At 70.9% G+C, this 16,641-nt stretch carries 18 protein-coding genes and 1 other RNA gene; 9 read left to right on the top strand and 10 right to left on the bottom strand.

Going from position 1 to position 16,641, the window contains the following annotated elements; translation table 11 throughout:
• Positions 1 to 128 precede the first annotated feature (128 nt).
• Positions 129 to 725: a recombination mediator RecR gene (gene recR / locus ACFWMR_RS20705; protein ID WP_005166260.1), complete on the bottom strand. Its 597-nt coding sequence runs from the start codon at positions 723 to 725 to the stop codon at positions 129 to 131.
• A 1-nt stretch (position 726) separates the two neighbouring features.
• Positions 727 to 1,083: a YbaB/EbfC family nucleoid-associated protein gene (locus ACFWMR_RS20700; RefSeq protein ID WP_005166259.1), complete on the bottom strand. Its 357-nt coding sequence runs from the start codon at positions 1,081 to 1,083 to the stop codon at positions 727 to 729.
• A gap of 89 nt (positions 1,084 to 1,172) precedes the next feature.
• On the opposite strand from ACFWMR_RS20700, the gene ACFWMR_RS20695 reads away from it, so the two are divergent.
• Positions 1,173 to 2,021 (top strand): N-acetylmuramoyl-L-alanine amidase, encoded by an 849-nt coding sequence (locus ACFWMR_RS20695; RefSeq protein ID WP_378379516.1) that lies wholly within the window; start codon positions 1,173 to 1,175, stop codon positions 2,019 to 2,021.
• Between the two features lie 60 nt (positions 2,022 to 2,081).
• Here the strand turns inward: ACFWMR_RS20695 and ACFWMR_RS20690 are convergent, their stop codons facing one another.
• Positions 2,082 to 4,151, bottom strand: coding sequence for a DNA polymerase III subunit gamma and tau (locus ACFWMR_RS20690; RefSeq protein WP_378379513.1), 2,070 nt, complete (start codon positions 4,149 to 4,151; stop codon positions 2,082 to 2,084).
• 30 nt (positions 4,152 to 4,181) lie between these two features.
• Here ACFWMR_RS20690 and ACFWMR_RS20685 point away from each other — a divergent pair, with 30 nt between their 5' ends.
• Positions 4,182 to 5,015 carry a spermidine synthase gene (locus tag ACFWMR_RS20685; protein WP_378379512.1) on the top strand — a complete coding sequence of 278 codons (834 nt, stop codon included), beginning with the start codon at positions 4,182 to 4,184 and terminating at the stop codon, positions 5,013 to 5,015.
• A gap of 83 nt (positions 5,016 to 5,098) precedes the next feature.
• Here ACFWMR_RS20685 and ffs read toward each other — a convergent pair.
• Positions 5,099 to 5,195, bottom strand: an RNA gene (ffs, locus tag ACFWMR_RS20680) — signal recognition particle sRNA small type.
• Between the two features lie 45 nt (positions 5,196 to 5,240).
• Here ffs and ACFWMR_RS20675 point away from each other — a divergent pair.
• A complete protein-coding gene (locus ACFWMR_RS20675) occupies positions 5,241 to 6,131 on the top strand; it encodes a serine/threonine dehydratase (RefSeq protein ID WP_378379511.1) in 891 nt (296 codons plus the stop codon).
• Here the strand turns inward: ACFWMR_RS20675 and ACFWMR_RS20670 are convergent, their stop codons facing one another.
• Both ACFWMR_RS20670 and ACFWMR_RS20665 read right to left on the bottom strand, forming a co-directional pair.
• On the bottom strand, positions 6,132 to 7,604 hold the full coding sequence (locus ACFWMR_RS20670; RefSeq protein WP_378379510.1) for a sensor histidine kinase: 1,473 nt from the start codon (positions 7,602 to 7,604) through the stop codon (positions 6,132 to 6,134). It lies immediately after the preceding gene.
• Positions 7,582 to 8,331 (bottom strand): response regulator transcription factor, encoded by a 750-nt coding sequence (locus ACFWMR_RS20665; RefSeq protein WP_093938114.1) that lies wholly within the window; start codon positions 8,329 to 8,331, stop codon positions 7,582 to 7,584. The genes ACFWMR_RS20670 and ACFWMR_RS20665 overlap by 23 nt, the downstream gene beginning before the upstream one ends.
• Before the next feature lie 169 nt (positions 8,332 to 8,500).
• On the opposite strand from ACFWMR_RS20665, the gene ACFWMR_RS20660 reads away from it, so the two are divergent.
• A complete protein-coding gene (locus ACFWMR_RS20660; protein WP_378379509.1) occupies positions 8,501 to 9,151 on the top strand; it encodes a hypothetical protein in 651 nt (216 codons plus the stop codon).
• 7 nt (positions 9,152 to 9,158) lie between these two features.
• Here ACFWMR_RS20660 and ACFWMR_RS20655 read toward each other — a convergent pair whose 3' ends face one another.
• Positions 9,159 to 10,232, bottom strand: coding sequence for an AAA family ATPase (locus ACFWMR_RS20655; protein WP_378379508.1), 1,074 nt, complete (start codon positions 10,230 to 10,232; stop codon positions 9,159 to 9,161).
• A gap of 52 nt (positions 10,233 to 10,284) precedes the next feature.
• On the opposite strand from ACFWMR_RS20655, the gene ACFWMR_RS20650 reads away from it, so the two are divergent.
• The 3 genes from ACFWMR_RS20650 to ACFWMR_RS20640 all read left to right on the top strand — a co-directional run bounded on the left by ACFWMR_RS20650 (position 10,285) and on the right by ACFWMR_RS20640 (position 12,387).
• Complete coding sequence (locus ACFWMR_RS20650; RefSeq protein WP_378379507.1) at positions 10,285 to 11,460, top strand: sensor histidine kinase; 1,176 nt, start codon at positions 10,285 to 10,287, stop codon at positions 11,458 to 11,460.
• Entirely contained in the window at positions 11,457 to 12,113 is a 657-nt protein-coding gene (locus tag ACFWMR_RS20645; RefSeq protein WP_378379506.1) for a response regulator, read from the top strand. The genes ACFWMR_RS20650 and ACFWMR_RS20645 overlap by 4 nt, the downstream gene beginning before the upstream one ends.
• A gap of 67 nt (positions 12,114 to 12,180) precedes the next feature.
• On the top strand, positions 12,181 to 12,387 hold the full coding sequence (locus tag ACFWMR_RS20640; protein ID WP_093938119.1) for a hypothetical protein: 207 nt from the start codon (positions 12,181 to 12,183) through the stop codon (positions 12,385 to 12,387).
• A 236-nt stretch (positions 12,388 to 12,623) separates the two neighbouring features.
• Here ACFWMR_RS20640 and ACFWMR_RS20635 read toward each other — a convergent pair whose 3' ends face one another.
• A complete protein-coding gene (locus tag ACFWMR_RS20635) occupies positions 12,624 to 13,094 on the bottom strand; it encodes a nitroreductase family deazaflavin-dependent oxidoreductase (protein WP_378379505.1) in 471 nt (156 codons plus the stop codon).
• A gap of 117 nt (positions 13,095 to 13,211) precedes the next feature.
• On the opposite strand from ACFWMR_RS20635, the gene ACFWMR_RS20630 reads away from it, so the two are divergent.
• Positions 13,212 to 13,901, top strand: a complete 690-nt coding sequence (locus ACFWMR_RS20630; RefSeq protein WP_378379504.1) for a TetR/AcrR family transcriptional regulator — start codon at positions 13,212 to 13,214, stop codon at positions 13,899 to 13,901.
• Here the strand turns inward: ACFWMR_RS20630 and ACFWMR_RS20625 are convergent.
• Together ACFWMR_RS20625 and ACFWMR_RS20620 are read right to left on the bottom strand one after the other, a co-directional pair.
• Positions 13,885 to 14,508, bottom strand: coding sequence for a TetR/AcrR family transcriptional regulator (locus tag ACFWMR_RS20625; protein WP_378379503.1), 624 nt, complete (start codon positions 14,506 to 14,508; stop codon positions 13,885 to 13,887). The genes ACFWMR_RS20630 and ACFWMR_RS20625 overlap by 17 nt on opposite strands.
• A gap of 9 nt (positions 14,509 to 14,517) precedes the next feature.
• Positions 14,518 to 14,712 (bottom strand): hypothetical protein, encoded by a 195-nt coding sequence (locus tag ACFWMR_RS20620; protein WP_093938123.1) that lies wholly within the window; start codon positions 14,710 to 14,712, stop codon positions 14,518 to 14,520.
• Positions 14,713 to 14,884: 172 nt separating this feature from the next.
• On the opposite strand from ACFWMR_RS20620, the gene ACFWMR_RS20615 reads away from it, so the two are divergent.
• Complete coding sequence (locus ACFWMR_RS20615; RefSeq protein WP_378379502.1) at positions 14,885 to 16,408, top strand: 3-hydroxyacyl-CoA dehydrogenase; 1,524 nt, start codon at positions 14,885 to 14,887, stop codon at positions 16,406 to 16,408.
• Positions 16,409 to 16,641: the final 233 nt, after the last annotated feature.

Below are 16,641 nucleotides of genomic sequence, written 5' to 3'. Positions count from 1 at the left end.
GAGCCGAGGGAAGGGGGCCTTCACGCGCTTCGGGGGTGGGCGCGCGGGTGCTGAGCGCGCCGGTTGTCATGAGGGGTCCCCATAGGACGAAATTTGTCCGATGGGGACCCCTCATGACACTTTCGGAGCTAGAGCGCGCGGCGGCCGGACAGGGCGCGGCCCAGCGTCAGCTCGTCCGCGAACTCCAGGTCACCGCCCATCGGCAGCCCCGACGCGAGCCGCGTCACCGTCAAGCCGGGGAAGTCGCGAAGCATCCGCACCAGGTACGTCGCGGTCGCCTCGCCCTCGGTGTTCGGGTCGGTCGCGATGATGATCTCGCTGATCTCCGCGCCGCCGATCCGCGCGAGCAGCTCACGCATGCGCAGCTGCTCCGGGCCGATGCCGGACAACGGGTCCAGCGCGCCGCCGAGCACGTGATAGCGGCCCTTGAACTCGCGCGTCCGCTCGACGGCGAGCACGTCCTTGGGCTCCTCGACCACGCAGATGACCGTGAGGTCGCGGCGGGTGTCGCGGCAGATCCGGCAGGTCTCCTGCTCCGAGACGTTGCCGCAGACCTCGCAGAACTGCACGCCTTCCTTGACCTTGCCGAGCACTTCCTGCAAGCGCGCGATATCCGCGGGATCGGCCGCCAGCAGGTGGAAGGCGATCCGCTGCGCGCTCTTGGGACCGACGCCGGGCAACCGCCCGAGCTCGTCGATCAGATCCTGGACGACACCCTCGTACAAGCTAGCCGCCGAGCCCGGGGAAGCCGCCGAGGTCCGGCATCCCGCCGCCGAGGCCGCCGGCGAGCGGGCCGAGCTTCTGTTCGGTGAGCTTCTGCGCGTTGGCCGAAGCGTCCCGCACGGCCGCGACGACCAGGTCGGACAGGGTCTCGACGTCGTCGGGGTCGACCACCTTGGGGTCGATGGCCAACGACTTCAGCTGGCTGTCACCGGACACGGTCGCGGTGACGAGACCGCCGCCGGAAGTGCCGGTCACCTCCGTGTTGGCCAGCTCTTCCTGGGCTTCGACCAGCTTCTGCTGCATCTGCTGGGCCTGCTGCATGATCTGCGACAGGTCGAAACCGCCACCGGGTTGCACCATGATCCGATCGGTCCTCTCCTGGAAAATCCTGTGCCGCCTACCAGCCTAGCCGTCACGCGTATGGCACCGTTGGCGCCGTGCGACGACGGATGGGCCTTGTACTGGCGATCGGATTGACGCTGTTCGCGGCGTGCGGCGTGGACACCGCCGCGCCACCGGCGGGGAATCCTTCCGCCCCGGGTACCACGACGGTCTTCACGACCCTGCCGCAACCGAGCCCCTCGTCGAGCGCGCCGCCGCCGTCGTCGAGCGTGCCGCAGCCACCTCCCTCCACCCAGCAGCCGAAGACGGGCAAGGTCGTGGTGCTGGATCCCGGCCACAACGGCGGCAACGCGAGCAAACCCGGCGAGATCAACAAGCAGGTCCCGGCGGGGCGCGGCAAGACGAAACCGTGCAACACCACCGGCACTTCGACGAATTCCGGCTATTCCGAGCACGCGTTCACCTGGGATGTCTCGCAGCGGATCTCGCAAGCCTTGGCGGCCAAGGGAATCCGGGTCGTCCTCACCCGGCAGAACGACACCGGGGTCGGCCCCTGCGTCAACGAACGCGCCGCGATCGGGAACGAAGCCCAGGCGGACGCGGTCGTCTCGATCCACGCGGACGGCTCGAATTCCGCCGGAGCGCACGGATTCCACGTCGCGTACCCGGCTCCGCCGCTGAACGCGCAGCAGGGCGAGCCGTCGGTGAAGCTCGCGACGGCCCTGCGGGACGGCATCCGCGCGGGCGGCTTCCCGACGTCGACCTACCTCGGCTCGAACGGGCTCGCGCCGCGCGCCGACCTCGGCGGGCTCAACCTCTCGACCCGCCCCTCCGCGCTCGTCGAATGCGGGAACATGCGCAACGCCGACGAAGCCGCGGCGATGGCGAGCGAAGAGGGACGCCAGCAGTACGCCGCCGTCATCGCGAAGGCCATCGAGGACTACCTGGCCCGTTGACGTCCCGCGTTTCGTCCTCTGGATGCGGTACTTGCACACGCAAGTACCGCATCCAGAGGACTACTTGCGTTCGTCCAGGGGGCGGGCGTTGAGGTGGTCGGCGAGGAGCTTCCGCGCGATCTCTTCCGGATCCTGCTCGGGCGGGAGCGGCGGAGGCGGCGGCGCGGGGCTCGCGTCCTCGTTGTAGAGATCCTCGTCTTCCTCGACCGGCTCGGGCGGGAGCGGGATGTCCGGCTCGGCTGTCGTCACCTTCGGCCGCTGGGGCTCCGGCTTCGGCGCGGGAGGCGCCGCGGGGGCGCTCGGCGCTTCGGCGGACCGGCGGGTGAAGGACCGCTCGGGCGCGGGTGGTGGCGGCGCGGCCTTCGGCGCGGTGGCCTGCCGGGCCTGCGCGGCACCGTGGACGCACCGCACCTGCCAGTCGCCCTCGAAAACCGCCTTGAACGCGGCAGCGATGCGCTCTGTGTGCTGCGGCTCGGAAAGCCTGCGCGCCACGGGTTCCGCGCTGTGCGTGAGCGTGACGGCGGTGCCCTCGACGCTCACCACGCTCGCCTGCGTGAGCATCGCACCGGTGACGGCGCCGCCAGGGACCTTGCGGATCGCGGCCTGCACATGCGGCCAGCGGCCGCGGATGCTCTCCACGTCCGTCCCGCCCCCCGTAGCTGCCACAGCCGTCGCGGCCGCCGGAGCAGGCGCGGCCGGAGGCGGAGTGGGCGCGGAAGGACGTTGGGGGGCGGGTCGTTCGGCGACCGGCTCGGGCCGCGCGACAGGCTGCGCGGCGGGTTGCGGGGCCGGCTGGGGGGCGGCCTGGGGAGTCGGCGCGGGAGCGGCGGCTCGTTGCGACGGCCGCTGGAACTCGCGGACGGGCTCACCCGAGGGAGCGACGGGGGGCGCCTGGGCGACCGGGACGGCTTGACCGGCGGGAGCGGCCTGAACAGCTTGGACCGCGACAGCGGCGGCGGGCGCCGGAGCCGAAGCGGCCCGGCGTTCGAGGCGTTCGAGACGGGCGAGCAGCGCGTCGGCGCCCTCGGCGATCGACGGCAGCAGCATCCGCGCCGTCAGCAGCTCCAGCACCAGCCGGGGCGAGGTCGCGCCCCGCATCTCCAAGAGTCCATTGTGGACGATGTCGGCGTAGCGCGAGAGCGTGGCGGGCTCCAGCTTTCCCGCCTGCTCCTTCATCTTCTTGAGCTCGTCGTCCGGCGCGGCGACCAGCCCGCGCTCGCCCGCGTCCGGCACCGACCGCAGCATCACCAGGTCGCGCAGGCGGTCGAGCAGGTCGGTGGCGAAGCGGCGCGGGTCGTGCCCGGCCTCGGCGAGGCTCTCGACGGTGCCGAACACCCCGGCCGCGTCGTCCGCGGCCAGCGCGTCGACCATGCCGTCGATGAGCGCGACGTCGGTGACGCCCAGCAGCGACACCGCGCGCGAGTAGTCGACGCCGTCCGGCCCGGCTCCGGCCAGCAGCTGGTCCAGCACCGATTGAGTGTCCCGCGCCGAACCACCGCCCGCGCGGATGACCAGCGGGTACACGGCGGGCTCGACCTTCGCGCCTTCGTCGGCGACGTTGCGTTCGAGCAGCTCACGCATGGAGCTCGGCGGGATCAGCCGGAAGGGGTAGTGGTGCGTCCGCGATCGGATGGTGGGCAGCACCTTGTCCGGTTCGGTGGTCGCGAAGATGAAGATCAGGTGCTCCGGCGGCTCCTCCACGATCTTCAGCAGGGCGTTGAAGCCCTGCGTGGTGACCATGTGCGCCTCGTCGATGATGAAGACGCGGTAGCGCGAGTCCGCCGGGGCGTAGAAGGCCCTGTCCCGCAGCTCGCGGGCGTCGTCGACACCACCGTGGCTGGCGGCGTCGAGTTCGGTGACGTCGACGCTGCCGGGGCCTTCGGGCGCGAGGTTGCGGCACGAGTTGCACTCGCCGCACGGATCCGGCGTCGGGCCCTTCGCGCAGTTCAGCGAACGCGCCATGATGCGCGCGCTCGACGTCTTGCCACAGCCGCGCGGGCCGGAGAAGAGGTAGGCGTGGTTGATGCGCCCGGCTGCCAGCGCGGTGCGCAGCGGATCGGTCACATGCTCCTGCCCGACGACCTCGGCGAAGGTAGCCGGACGGTACTTTCGGTACAGCGCTAATGCCACGGCCGCGAGACTACCGGGAGGGCCCGACAGGTGAGACCGGCACCGACCCCAGGCAGGTATCCGGTCCGCTTCGGCACCGCCGAACTGCTCCGTGACCCCGACCGCCCCAACGCCTGGATGATCTCTGTCGACGGCGTCGCCCAGTCACACGTCAACCTCGACGATCCCACGGATGTCGAGTTCGACTACATCCGCCGGATCGCCGACGTCGTCGACTGCCTCGGCGAGGGCCCACTCGACGTGCTGCACGTCGGCGGAGCGGCCTGCACGCTCCCCCGCTACATCGCCGCCGCGCGGCCACGCTCGCGGCAGCTGGTGTTCGACGCCGACGCCGAACTCGTCGCGCTCGTCCGCGAGCAGCTCGGTCTGAAAGGGCTGAAGGTGCGTGTCGGCGACGGTCGCGAAGGCGTCTCCGCCAGGTACGACGCTTCGGCCGACCTGGTCATCGTGGACGCTTTCGAGCGCGGTGTCCTGGCCGGCGGGCTCGCGACCGTGGAGTTCACGAACGAGGTCGCGCGCGTCCTCCGCCCGGCCGGTACCTACGTCGCCAACGTCTCGGACGGCCCGAACCTGCCGTTCCTTCGCCGATTTCTGGCGACGCTGGCGACGTCGTTCCCGCAGGTGGCCCTGCTGGCCGAGCCAGGCGTGCTCCGGGGCCGCCGGTTCGGGAACATCGTGGTCGCCGCTTCCCGGGTCGAACTCCCGGTCACGGACCTGACCCGCCGGGCCGCTTCCTCGGTGTACCCGGCTCGCTGCGTCGCGGGAGAAGACCTGCGGCAGCTCCAGGGCAAGGCGAAGGCGATCACGGACGCGGAGGCTCTGCCGTCGCCGGTCCCACCGAAGGACGTCTTCGGGATCTTCTGAACCGCACCCCGACCACCCAAGCGACCGACCGCGGGGGTCCGGGGGCGAAGCCCGCCGGGCGGGTTTGGGGTTGCACCCCAAAATGAAGGCGGATCCCGCGCACCCGTCAGAGCTTGCTTATCCTTGCTGCCTTCCGGCCCTGGGGAGGTTCACAAGATGGACGCCGCGCGGGATCCGAGGACCAGTGTAGTCACTCCCGTCCAGTCATGGAGGACAGTGGGGGGTATGAGCACTCCGACCTGGGAAGATGTCCTCAAAGCCGCCGAAGCGGTCCACCCGTTCGTGCGGCGCACGCCAGTGCTGCGCGCCGAGGTCGACGGGCGGCCGCTGGTCCTCAAGCTGGAGCATCTCCAGCGGAGCGGGTCGTTCAAACTGCGGGGCGCGGTGAACGCGCTGGTGAGCGGGCCGTTGCCGGAGCGGGTGCTGACGGCGTCCGGCGGCAACCACGGGCTGGGCGTGGCGACGGCGGCTTCGCTGCTGAACCTGCCTGCGACGGTGTACGTGCCGGAGTCGGCTCCGCAGGCGAAGACGGACCGGATCGAGGCCGCGGGCGCGAAGCTCGTCCGTCACGGCGCGACGTACGCCGAGGCGGCCGCGAAGGCGCTCGAAGCCGCTTCCGAGCCGGGTACGCGGTACCTGCACGCGTACGACGATCCAACCGTCGTCGCAGGTCAGGGCACTGTCGCGGCCGAGGTGATCCAGGACGCGCCGGACGTCGACGCGTTCCTGGTCGCGGTCGGCGGTGGCGGGCTGGTCGCGGGGACGTCGCTGGCCGGGTTGCCGACGTTCGCCGTCGAGCCGGAGCGGTGCCGCGCGCTCGGCGCGGCGCTGGCGGCGGGCGAGCCGGTGGACGTGGAGATCGACTCGGTGGCGGCGTCCGCGCTGGGCGCGACCAGGGTCGGGAGCGTCCCGTTCGCCGTGCTCCGCGATCGGGTGACGTCCGTGCTGGTCAGCGACGCGGAACTGCTCGCCGCGCGGGACCGGCTCTGGGAGGAGTTCCGCCTCGCCGTCGAACCGGCCGCCGCGGTCGGTTTCGCCGCGTGGCTGGCCGGGCGGGCCGAGGGCGAGCTGCCGTGCGTCGTCCTGTGCGGCGCCAACAGTGAGTGGACCCCCTGATCAACCCGCCCTGAGCGCGACCCGGAACTCCGTCCGCCCCGGACGGCTGACGACCCCGACCTGCCCGCCGTGCGCGGCGACGACGGCAGCGACGATGGCCAGGCCGAGCCCGGTGCTGCCCGCCGCCCGCGACCGCGAATCGTCGCCGCGGGCGAAACGTTCGAAGACCTCCGGAAGGATTTCCGGCGGGATCCCCGGTCCGCTGTCGACAATGGACAGTGTCACCATCGAGTCCACTATGGACAGTGAAGTGGTGACCTCGGTGCCCGCCGGGGTGTGCGTGCGCGCGTTGCCCAGCAGGTTGATCACCACCTGGTGCAGCTGATCCGCGTCGCCGAGGACGATGATCGGCTCCGGCGGGACCTCCAGCCGCCACTTGTGGTCGGGCCCGGCGACGTGCGCGTCGGCGACGGCGTCCGCGACCAGCCGCGAGAGATCGACGGGCTGATGCACCACCGGACGACCGGAATCGAGTCGCGCGAGCAGCAGCAGATCCTCGACGAGGCCGGTCATCCGCGTCGATTCCGACTCCACCCTGCCCATCGCGAACGCGATGTCCGGCGGCACCTCGGAGCCGGACCGCCGGGTGAGTTCCGCGTAGCCGCGGATGGCCGCGAGCGGGGTCCGCAGTTCGTGACTGGCGTCCGCGACGAACCGGCGCACCCGGCTTTCGCTGGCCTGGCGGGCGGAAAGCGCGTTCGAGATGTGGCCGAGCATGCGGTTGAGCGCGAACCCGACCTTGCCGACCTCCGTCCGCGGATCGGTGTCCACTTCGGACACTCGTTCGGACAGTGCGACCTCGCCGCGATCCAGCGGGAGTTCGGCGACCCTGGTCGCGGTGGCGGCCAGCCGGTCGAGGGGTTTCATGGTGCGCCGCACGGTCACCGCGCCGAGCGCGCCCGCCAGCAGGATGCCGCCGACGGCCACCCCGCCGAAGATGAAACCCAGGCTCCACAACGTGTCCGTGACGTCCTTGGTGGGCAGCCCGGAGATCGAGACAGCACCGTTGGAAGTCTGTTTCGCGACCACGCGATACTCCCCGAGCGAGCCGAGGTCGACGTCGGCGGGCTCGGCACCCGTCGTCGATCGCAGCAGGGTGGCGATCTGGGGGCGGCTGATCTCGTCGTGGGGGAACGGGTCGGTGACCTTCGCGTCGTAGCTGGATCGCAGCACCGCGGCGAGCACACGTCCGTCCGGGAACACGGTCACGAACAGCGAACCGGTGCTCTGGCCGTACGCGCGCAGGCCCTCGGGAACCCTTTCCCCGCCGGGACGGCCCGGTGGCGGCGGACGGCTGGCGCGTTCGCTGGTCTCGTGGAGCCGGGCGTCGAGCTGGTCGATCAGGAAGTTCCGCAACGCCAGTTCCGTCACCACGCCCACCACCAGGCAGACGAGCGCGAGCAGCCCCGCGACCTGCGCGATCAGCCGCCGCCGCAGGGACCAAGGCCGCTTAACCCGCGGGCTTGAGGACATACCCGGCGCCGCGCATCGTGTGGATCATCGGCTCCCTGTCGGCGTCGATCTTCTTGCGGAGGTAGGAGATGTACAGCTCGACGATGTTGGCCTGGCCGCCGAAGTCGTAGCTCCACACCCGGTCCAGGATCTGCGCCTTCGACAGCACGCGCTTCGGATTGCGCATGAGGTACCGCAGCAGTTCGAACTCGGTCGCGGTCAACGGCACCGGATCGCCGCCGCGGTGCACCTCGCGGCTGTCCTCGTCCAGGGTCAGGTCGCCGACGACCAGCGTCGAACCGCTCGGCCCGGCGACCCCGCCCGCGCGGCGCAGCAGCGCGCGCAACCGCAGCGCGACTTCCTCCAGGCTGAACGGTTTGGTGACGTAGTCGTCGCCGCCCGCGGTGAGCCCGGCGATCCGGTCCTCCACCGCGTCCTTCGCGGTCAGGAACAGCACCGGCAGGTTGGGTACCTCGGAACGCAGGCGGCGCAGGACGTCCAGGCCGCTCATGTCCGGCAGCATGACGTCGAGGACCACCGCGTCCGGCCGGAATTCCCTGGCCACGCGGACCGCCTCGGTGCCGTCGCCCGCGGTGCGGATGTCCCAGCCCTCCATGCGCAGGGCCATCGACACGAGCTCGGACAAGGTCGCTTCGTCGTCGACGACCAGCACCCGCACGGGGCTGCCGTCGGCACGGCGCAGGCCTGCCTTCGCGGAACCGGACGACGGGACGTTCACACTGGTCATGGTGCCATCCTGCGCGGCGCCGATGAGCCCTCTCTGTGTCCCCGCTGTGCGTTTCCTGTGAACGATCACCCGGCCGGGGCGGAATCACAGCGGGGGCCCACCGCCGGCACAGCTTCCGCACAGCGACGGCGCCGAGCATGGCCGCAACCGAGTACACGGAGGCGACCAGATGACCGAACCGACCGAACCCGCCAAGCCCCCGGCGGGTGAGACCGCCGCCTGGGGCGCGCCCGCCCCGGCGGGTGAACCGAAGAAGGCCTGGTCGGGCCGCAAGACCGCGATCGCGGCCGGGGTGGCGGTGGTGATCGCCGCCGGTGGCGGGGCCGCGATCTGGGCTGGAACCGCCGCGAACGGCTCCGAACAGGGCCGGATGATGGGCGGTCCCGGCGGCGGCCGGATGCTCTTCGGGCCCGGCGGGGGCATGCCGCGTGACGCGCTGCACGGCGACTTCGTCGTCTCCGACGGCAAGGGCGGCTACAGCACCGAACGGATGCAGACCGGCGAGATCACCGAGATCAGCGCGACGTCCGTCAGCCTGACCAGCAAGGACGGCTACAAGCAGGTCTACACGATCGACGCGTCGACCAAGAAGACCGGCGACCCCAAGACCGGCCAGACGGTGACGGTGAACGCCAAGGTCACCGGCGACACCGCGACGGCGACGAGTATCGGCGATCCAGGGCAGCAGACCCAGCGCGGACAGAACGGCGGCCAGCGGGGTCAGGGGCAGCAGGGTCAGCCGGGCCAGGGGCAACAGGGACAGCCAGGTCAGGGTCAGCCGGGCCAGGACGGACCGGGCGGACCGCCGCCCGGTAACTGACGCACGGCTACCGGTGTAAGAGGGCCAGCAGCGCGGCGGCCGTCTCGGCGGCTTCCTGACCGGAGGTGTCGAGGACGACGCGGTCGCCGCCGGAGGCACGTGCCCGGGCCGCCTCGGCGATCGCGCGGGCGGCCACCCGGTCCCGCACACCGGGTGGCGCGCCGCGGAGTTCGTCACCGGCCAGCAGCGCGGATTCGCCCTCGGCCCGGCGCCGGACGCGTTCGGTGAGCGCCGGGTCTTCCGCGTCGAGGTGCACGACGGTGACCTCCTTGAAGACCTGCCGGTGCTCGGGAAGGAATTCCCTGGCCACCACGATCAGCCGCCGCGCTCCGGCTTCGCGGTAGCCGCGCCAGACGGCCGCCAGGTTCGCCGCCTCCACCGCCGGATCCGGGCCGGGATTCACGAACCCGAATTGCGCGAGATCAGCGTAGGCGACGGGCATCTCGCGTGCCCAAAGGTCCCGCAGCGCGCTGTACGCGGCCGTCGATTTGCCGACCGCCGTCGGACCGGTCACCACGGTCACCGGTCCGGGCTGCGGCTCGACGGCGTCCGGCGGCGAAACTTCCCCTTTTTCGACCAAGCAGCGTCGGAACAGCGCGTCGACGGTCTCCTCGGGCCGCTGTCCGGTCGTGTCCATCGCCTCGCCGAAACCGGTGCGCTCATAGGCCTCCACGATCTCGAAAAGGTCGGGAAGAGCGCCGGCGGGCGAACCCCGGCCGAGGAAACGGCTCCGGAGTTCGTCGTGATCGCACGTCAGCCGGACGAGCGTGAGGTCGAAGTCGCCGCCTTCCAAGTCCCGCTCGACGCCGTTCTCGGGATCGACCACCCCGGAAACGACGAGCTGCCTGGCACCCCGGTCACGCAGGATCTTCAGTACCCGCAGCAGATTGGCCGCCTTGATGGCGTGCGAGGCTTCGCCGCCGCCCGGAGGCGGGCCGATCAGCCCGAGCTGGTCGATGTCGACGTACGCGACGCTGCCGCCCGCTTCGAGGACGCGGCGGTACAAACCCCAGGCGGTGGTCGACTTTCCCGACCCGGGTGCGCCGGTCGTCCAGAGCACGGGTGTCTTCTCGGTCCCCATGGCTTCCCAGCTTAGGAACCCCTGTCCACCGAAATAGGGCAGAGTTGGGCGCGTGCGGGACATCAGCGGCTCGTTGGCGAGGCAGGCGTGCGCGGTCGCGGCCGTCTGCCTGGTCGCCGACGCCGGGCTGTTCCTCATCGTCGGGCCACCGCTCTCGCTGGGCTGGCAGGCGTGGGTGGTGCTGATCGGCGGGATCCTCGCCAACGTCGCGCTCGCCGGGCCTTCGCGCTATTCCGGCTGGGTCTCGGCCGCGCACGGCGCGCTGCTCGTCGCCGCGCCGCTCCTGCTGTACCCGTTCGACCACTACCTGCAGGCCACCAACGCGGGCGTGCTCATCGCGGGATACCGCGCGGGCGCCTGGCTTTCGACCAAACCGGCGCTGGCGGCGCTGGCGGCGATGCTCACCGGGCTCTTCGCGTGCACCCTCATCCCTGCCGACCGGGGCAACCGGGACTGGCGGCTGGTGCTCATCGACATCGGCATCAGCGGGCTACTGCCGTGGCTGGTCGGCCGCTACACGACCGCACGGCGCGCGTACATCGCCGACCTCCAGCGCGCGGAGGAACAACGGCAGCAGCACGAAGCCGAAGCGGTGCGCCGCGCCGTCGCCGAGGAACGCACGACGATCGCCCGCGACCTGCACGACGTGATCTCCCACCACGTCAGCGCGATCGGTGTGCACGCCGGCGCCGCGCGGCTCGGGCTGCCGGCGGGGGAACCGGCCGCGCGGCGTTCGCTCTCGGCCGTCGAATCGTCGAGCCGGGCCGCGATGGCCGATCTGCGGCGCCTGCTGGATCTGTTGCACGGCAAGGAGAACGGCGACGCGCAACGGCAGCCGGGGCTGGACAATCTCGACGAGCTGCTCGACAACCTGCGCATCGCCGGGCTGCCCGCGCGGCTGACCAGTCACGGCGGTCCGCGGGAACTCCCGGGTTCGGTGGACATCGCGTTGTACCGCATCGCGCAGGAAGCGCTGACGAACGCGCTCCGGCACGGCTCCGGCGGGACGGTCGAGATCGACCTCGCCTACCGGCAGACGGAGATCGTCCTCGCGATCACGAACGAGATCGGCCGCCCGAACCGGGGTTCTCCGGCCGAATCGACGAAACGCGGCCTCGCCGGGATCAGGCAGCGGGTCGCGTTGTTCGGCGGGCAGGCGGAATGCGGGCCGCTCGACGACGGGCGGCATTGGCGGGTTCGAGTCGGATTTCCTTTGGAGGCGGAGTGATCCGGGTTCTGCTGGCGGACGATCACGCGATGTTCCGGTCCGGGATGCGCGCGGTGCTGGACACCCAGGCGGATTTCGAATGCGTCGGCGAGGCCTCGGACGGACGCGAAGCCGTCACTCAGGCGGCCGCGCTGCGCCCGGACGTCGCCGTGCTCGACGTCCGGATGCCCAAATTAGACGGCCTTGCCGCGACCGAGGCGATCATGTCGGCGCCCGGCAACGACACCCGCGTCCTCGTGCTGACGACCTACGACTCCGACGAGTACGTCTACCGCGCGCTGCGGGCCGGGGCGAGCGGGTTCCTGTTGAAAAGCCTCGCTCCCGAGGAGCTCGTCTCGGCCATGCGGGTGGCCGCGCGCGGTGACGCGCTGATCGATCCGACGGTGACGCGGCGGCTCGTGTCGACCTTCGCCACCAGCATCGAACCCGTGGCCGCCGAACCGGCGGAGCTGGAACGCCTCACCTCACGCGAGCGCGAAGTGCTCATGCTGGTCGCCGACGCGTCCAGCAACGCGGAGATCGCCAGGTTGCTGCATGTGGGCGAGGAGACGGTGAAGACCCACGTTTCCCGGATCCTGGCGAAGCTCGGGTTGCGGGACAGGGTGCACGCCGTCGTCTACGCCTACCGCAACGGGCTCGTCGGCGGCCGGTGATCGGTTCGCCGGACCGGGCTTCTCCTGCCAGAATCGCCGCAGGGCACGTCGAGGCGGGGAGCTGGGAATGAAGCGCTGGGTCACGCTCACGATCGGGCTGGTGTTCCTGCTGGTCGGCGGCGTCTGGGTGCTCCAGGGCGCCGGCGTGCTGACCGGCAGCTTCATGACCGGGCAGAAACTGTGGTTCCTGATCGGCCTGGTCGCGTTCCTGGTCGGGGTGGTGCTGGTGGCGGCCACCGCCCGCCGCACCCGGCGGGCCCCCACCGACGACTAACCGCGCGCTCCCCACCCGATCACGCGTGTCGTCCACCCGATCACGCGTGTCGTCCGCCTGATCGCGCATGTCGTCCGCCTGATCACGCGTGTCGTCCGCCCGGTCACACGAGTTCGGCCTTCAGACACGCGAGTTCCGTCTCTGATCACGCGAGTCCCGCCTCCAAACACAGGTGATCCGTCTCTGATCACGAGTGATCGGGATCAGATCGCACGTGTCCGGTCTCCGATCACGCGTCACGCGATCTTGAAGATCGGGTAGCCGGGCGCGATCTCCAGCAGCTTCTCGTCGGACGCCTTCGCGTCGACGCCGTCGAAGAACACGCCGACCTCGAACTTCCAGCGCTTGAGGTAGGCACGCAGGATCTCGGGCTTCTCCGCGTCGGCGAGTTCGGTGTAGGTGAACGTCTCGGTGCGGCGCCCGACGCGGAGCTGCCCCTCGCCGGCGACCCGCAGGTTGCGCACCCACTGCGTGACACCGCGCGGCGCGACGAGGTAGCGCTCGCCGTCCAGCTTCAGCAAGTTGACCGGGACCGAGCGCAGTTCGCCGCTCTTGCGGCCGCGGACCGAAAGCACCCGGCTGCCCAGCACGCTGACACCGAGCTTCGTCAGCTTGAGGACGAACTCGTTGAACGCGTTGGTCGCCTTGGCGGGCTTGAGGTAGCGGGTGGCGGTGTAGTCGGCGGCGGTACCGGTGGCGGTGGTCATCTCGTCTCCTCCAAGTCTTCGAGAGCAGTGCTCTCTGTTAAGAGCAGTGAACACCAGAGCGGTGCATCGTGTCAAGAGCACTGCTCTCATTTAGGTGCGATGCTCTATGCTGAGAGCATGGCTGCCACCCAGACCGCGCGTGAACGCGCCCGTGCCGAGCTCACCCGCGAGATCAAGGACGAAGCCCGCCGTCAGCTCGCCGAAGTCGGCGCGCTCGGGCTTTCGCTCCGCGCCGTCGCGCGAGAGCTGGGCATGGTCTCGTCGGCGCTCTACCGGTACTTCTCCAGCCGCGAGGAGCTGCTGACAGCCCTGATCATCGACGCCTACGACGCGGTCGGCGAAGCCGCGGAAGCCGCCGACGACCCCAAAAAGGCTTCCTTGGAACGATGGGAATCGATCTGGTTCGCGGTGCGCGCCTGGGCGAAGGCGCACCCGCACGAGTACGCGCTGATCTACGGCTCGCCGATCCCCGGCTATCAGGCCCCGCAGGACACCGTCACACCCGCGGGACGGGTGGCGTTCGCGCTGGTCGCGGTTTTGCGCGACGCGAATCTCCGGGTCGAGACCGAGGTCGGCGAGATGCCGGACGAACTCCGGCACCAGCTCGGCGCCGTCGCCGAAATCCTCAAGATCACCCTGGCCCCCGAGACGGCCTCACGGCTGATCATGGCGTGGACCCAGCTGTTCGGGATGATCAATTTCGAGCTGTTCGGCCAGTACGTCGGTTCCGTGGATCCGTCGGACGCCTTCTTCGCGCACGGGACCCGTCAGATGGCCGAGTTCACCGGGATCAGGATGACCGGCTGAGCGCGGTCCAGGACCGCATCAGCAGCTGGACGGCGTCCACGACGTCTTCGTCACCGGTCCCCTCGGGACTCAGGAAGCGCTGCAACAGGAGACCGTCTTCGAGCGCGTGCAGGATCAACGCGAGGAAGGCCGGGTCGGCGGGCGGTTCCGCGCCCCGCGCGGCGAGTTCGGTCCGGACCGAGGTCTCCAGCAATGCCCTTGTCGACTTCTCGCCTTCTCCGACGAGCGGGCGCGCTTCAGGATTCCGGAGCGCGTAAAGGGCCAGCTCGGTACGCAGGGTCAGCCAGCCGGCGAGGTGTTCGGCGCGCTCGACGTTCCACGCGCGCAGCCGGTCCATCATCTCGGCGAAGGAACCGACACCCTGGCCCAACGCGGTGACCTCCTCGGCCTCTCGCCGGGTCCGGCGGCGCAGCAGCTCGACGACCAGCTCGTGCTTGCCGTCGAAGTTGCCGTAGAAGGCGCCGCGCGTGAAGCCGGCCCGTTCGGCGATCTGCTCGACGGACGTGCCGTTGACCCCTCGTTCGGAGAACAGGTCGGCGGCCGCCTCGAGCAGGCGCTGCCTGGTCTGCTCGCGGCTTTCCTCCCGCGTCAAGCGTCTCGCCGTCACACGGCGATCCTAGAGTTCGCGATTTCCCTTGCGCCCGGTCATCCACACCCCGCCCGCGAGGACTGCGACGGCGACCACGACGGCCAGCGCGGTGAGCGGCCACAGCGCCTGGCTCGCGAAGAACGCGGCGACGGCGCCGAAGAGGACGGCGACGAGGAGCAACGGCGTGGTCCGGACGGCTGCGGCGGCGGGGACGGTGACCATGGGAGGTTTCCCTTCGGGGGTGGTGCGCGGAACACTCGGTTTTCGCGGAAGGGACCTCGCCGGTTCGGTGGCCTTACGCCGGACGCGGCGGGGATCACCCTTCCGGGCGAGGTACCGGCGTGGCGGCTAGCGTCACGCTGCGGAGACAGCATCGAGGGAAAGGCGGCTCGCGGTGGAGAAGTGGGCGGAGCAGGTCGGCAGGATCCGGGTCATCGGAACCGGGGTGATGGGCCGGGGCATCGTCCAGCTCGCCGTGACGGCGGGGCTCGAGGTCGAACTCGCCGACGCGCGGCCCGAAGCGGTCGGCGAGGCCATCGACCACGTCGGCGCGATGCTCGGCAAGCTCGCCTCGAAAGGCAAGATCACCCAGGAGGCCGCCGCGTCCGCGAAAGGCAGGCTGATCGCGGCCGACGGTCCGCTGGCGCCCGCCGACGGCGTCGATCTCGTCGTCGAAGCGGTCCGCGAGGACCTGGAGATCAAACGCGCGCTGTTCGCCGAACTGGAACGCGTCTGCGGGCCGGACACCGTGTTCGCCACCAACACCAGTTCGCTTTCGGTCACCGAGATCGGCGCCGCGCTGACCGAGCCCGGCAGGCTGCTGGGTCTCCACTTCTTCAACCCGGTCCCGCTGATGCGGCTGGTCGAGGTCGTGCCCGGCGCGCGGACCGCCGCGTGGCTGCCGCCCGCCGTGACCGAACTCGTCCGCGGCTGGGGACACGAACCCGTCCTCGCCCGGGACGCCCCGGGTTTCCTGGTCAACCACGCCGGACGCGGGCTGGGCACCGAGGCGCTGCAGATCCTCGCCGAGGGGATCGCGAGCCCGGCCGACGTGGACCGCGTCGCGCGGGACGTGCTCGGCCTGAAACTCGGCCCGTTCGAGCTGCTCGACCTGACCGGCCTGGACGTCTCGCACGCCGTACTGGAAAGCATCTGGAGCGGTTTCCACGGCGAACCGCGGCTGCGGCCGTCGTGGCTGACGCGTCCCCGCGTCGCCGCCGGGCTGTTCGGGCGCAAGAACGGCGAGGGTTTCTACGGCTACGTCGACGGGCGGCAGCGGGCGGAGCCGGAACCGGCCGCGCCGGAAGCCCCGGCCACTCCCGTGTGGGTCGACGACGAACGCCTCGGCACGCTGCTCTCGTCGGCGGGGATCCAGGTCGTGCACTCCGCCTACCCGGACACGGTGCTGATCGTCAGCCCGGTCGGTTCGTCCACTGTGGACACCGCCCTCGCCGCGGGGTTCCCGGCGGAACGGGTCGTCGGGGTCGACCCTCTCGGCGGCTACGCGAACCGCCTGACGCTTTCGGTCCACCCCGCGCTCGATCCGGCCGCCGGCCGCACCGCCTGGGGCGCGCTCGCCGCGACCGGGCTGCCGGTGACCGTGGTCCGCGACGGTCCCGCGCCGATCGCGCAGCGGCTGCTGGCGTCGATCGTCAACACCGCCTGTTTCATCGCCGGGCAGCGGCTCGCGACCCCGGAGGACATCGACACCGCCGTCCGGCTCGGCCTCGGCTACCCGCGCGGGCCGCTGACGTGGGGCGAGGAAGCGGGTGCGGACTTCGTGCTGCGAGTCCTGCGGGGACTCGTCGCCGGCACCGGGGACCAGCGCTACCGGCCGAGCGGCTGGCTCACCGAACGGGTCGCGCTCGGCTTGCCGCTGACGTCGGCGGGCACCTCGCCCGCCGACCTGCTGCGCTGAATCTCGGCGGGGGTTTCGGCAGGGGTTCCCAATGTCGTATTTGTGTCGCTGAGCGTCTCGAATGCGACATTGGGACCAAGGACCGGGAACAGGCGGCCGCCCTCGCGCCGCCCTTCGGTTTCGGGGCTCGCGGAACGGCGTGAAGGCCTCGTTTCCTTGGCTGAGCCGCGTGAAGGGGGCCTTCACGCGGCGCGGCCGTGACACCTGCGGCCAGTGGGGCACCTGTGACGATC

Source organism: Amycolatopsis thailandensis (assembly GCF_042723255.1).
GTDB lineage: Bacteria > Actinomycetota > Actinomycetes > Mycobacteriales > Pseudonocardiaceae > Amycolatopsis > Amycolatopsis thailandensis.
The sequence above is the reverse complement of the archived record's forward strand: the minus strand, read 5'-3'. Positions and strand labels throughout refer to the sequence as shown.

Bases quoted from the DNA above. Each gene is read 5' to 3' on its own strand.
- ACFWMR_RS20700 (WP_005166259.1), bottom strand. From the start codon at position 1,083: ATGGTGCAACCCGGTGGCGGTTTCGACCTGTCGCAGATCATGCAGCAG.
- ACFWMR_RS20695 (WP_378379516.1), top strand. From the start codon at position 1,173: ATGGGCCTTGTACTGGCGATCGGATTGACGCTGTTCGCGGCGTGCGGC.
- ACFWMR_RS20675 (WP_378379511.1), top strand. From the start codon at position 5,241: ATGAGCACTCCGACCTGGGAAGATGTCCTCAAAGCCGCCGAAGCGGTC.
- ACFWMR_RS20670 (WP_378379510.1), bottom strand. From the start codon at position 7,604: ATGTCCTCAAGCCCGCGGGTTAAGCGGCCTTGGTCCCTGCGGCGGCGG.
- ACFWMR_RS20665 (WP_093938114.1), bottom strand. From the start codon at position 8,331: ATGACCAGTGTGAACGTCCCGTCGTCCGGTTCCGCGAAGGCAGGCCTG.
- ACFWMR_RS20660 (WP_378379509.1), top strand. From the start codon at position 8,501: ATGACCGAACCGACCGAACCCGCCAAGCCCCCGGCGGGTGAGACCGCC.
- ACFWMR_RS20655 (WP_378379508.1), bottom strand. From the start codon at position 10,232: ATGGGGACCGAGAAGACACCCGTGCTCTGGACGACCGGCGCACCCGGG.
- ACFWMR_RS20640 (WP_093938119.1), top strand. From the start codon at position 12,181: ATGAAGCGCTGGGTCACGCTCACGATCGGGCTGGTGTTCCTGCTGGTC.
- ACFWMR_RS20635 (WP_378379505.1), bottom strand. From the start codon at position 13,094: ATGACCACCGCCACCGGTACCGCCGCCGACTACACCGCCACCCGCTAC.
- ACFWMR_RS20630 (WP_378379504.1), top strand. From the start codon at position 13,212: ATGGCTGCCACCCAGACCGCGCGTGAACGCGCCCGTGCCGAGCTCACC.
- ACFWMR_RS20620 (WP_093938123.1), bottom strand. From the start codon at position 14,712: ATGGTCACCGTCCCCGCCGCCGCAGCCGTCCGGACCACGCCGTTGCTC.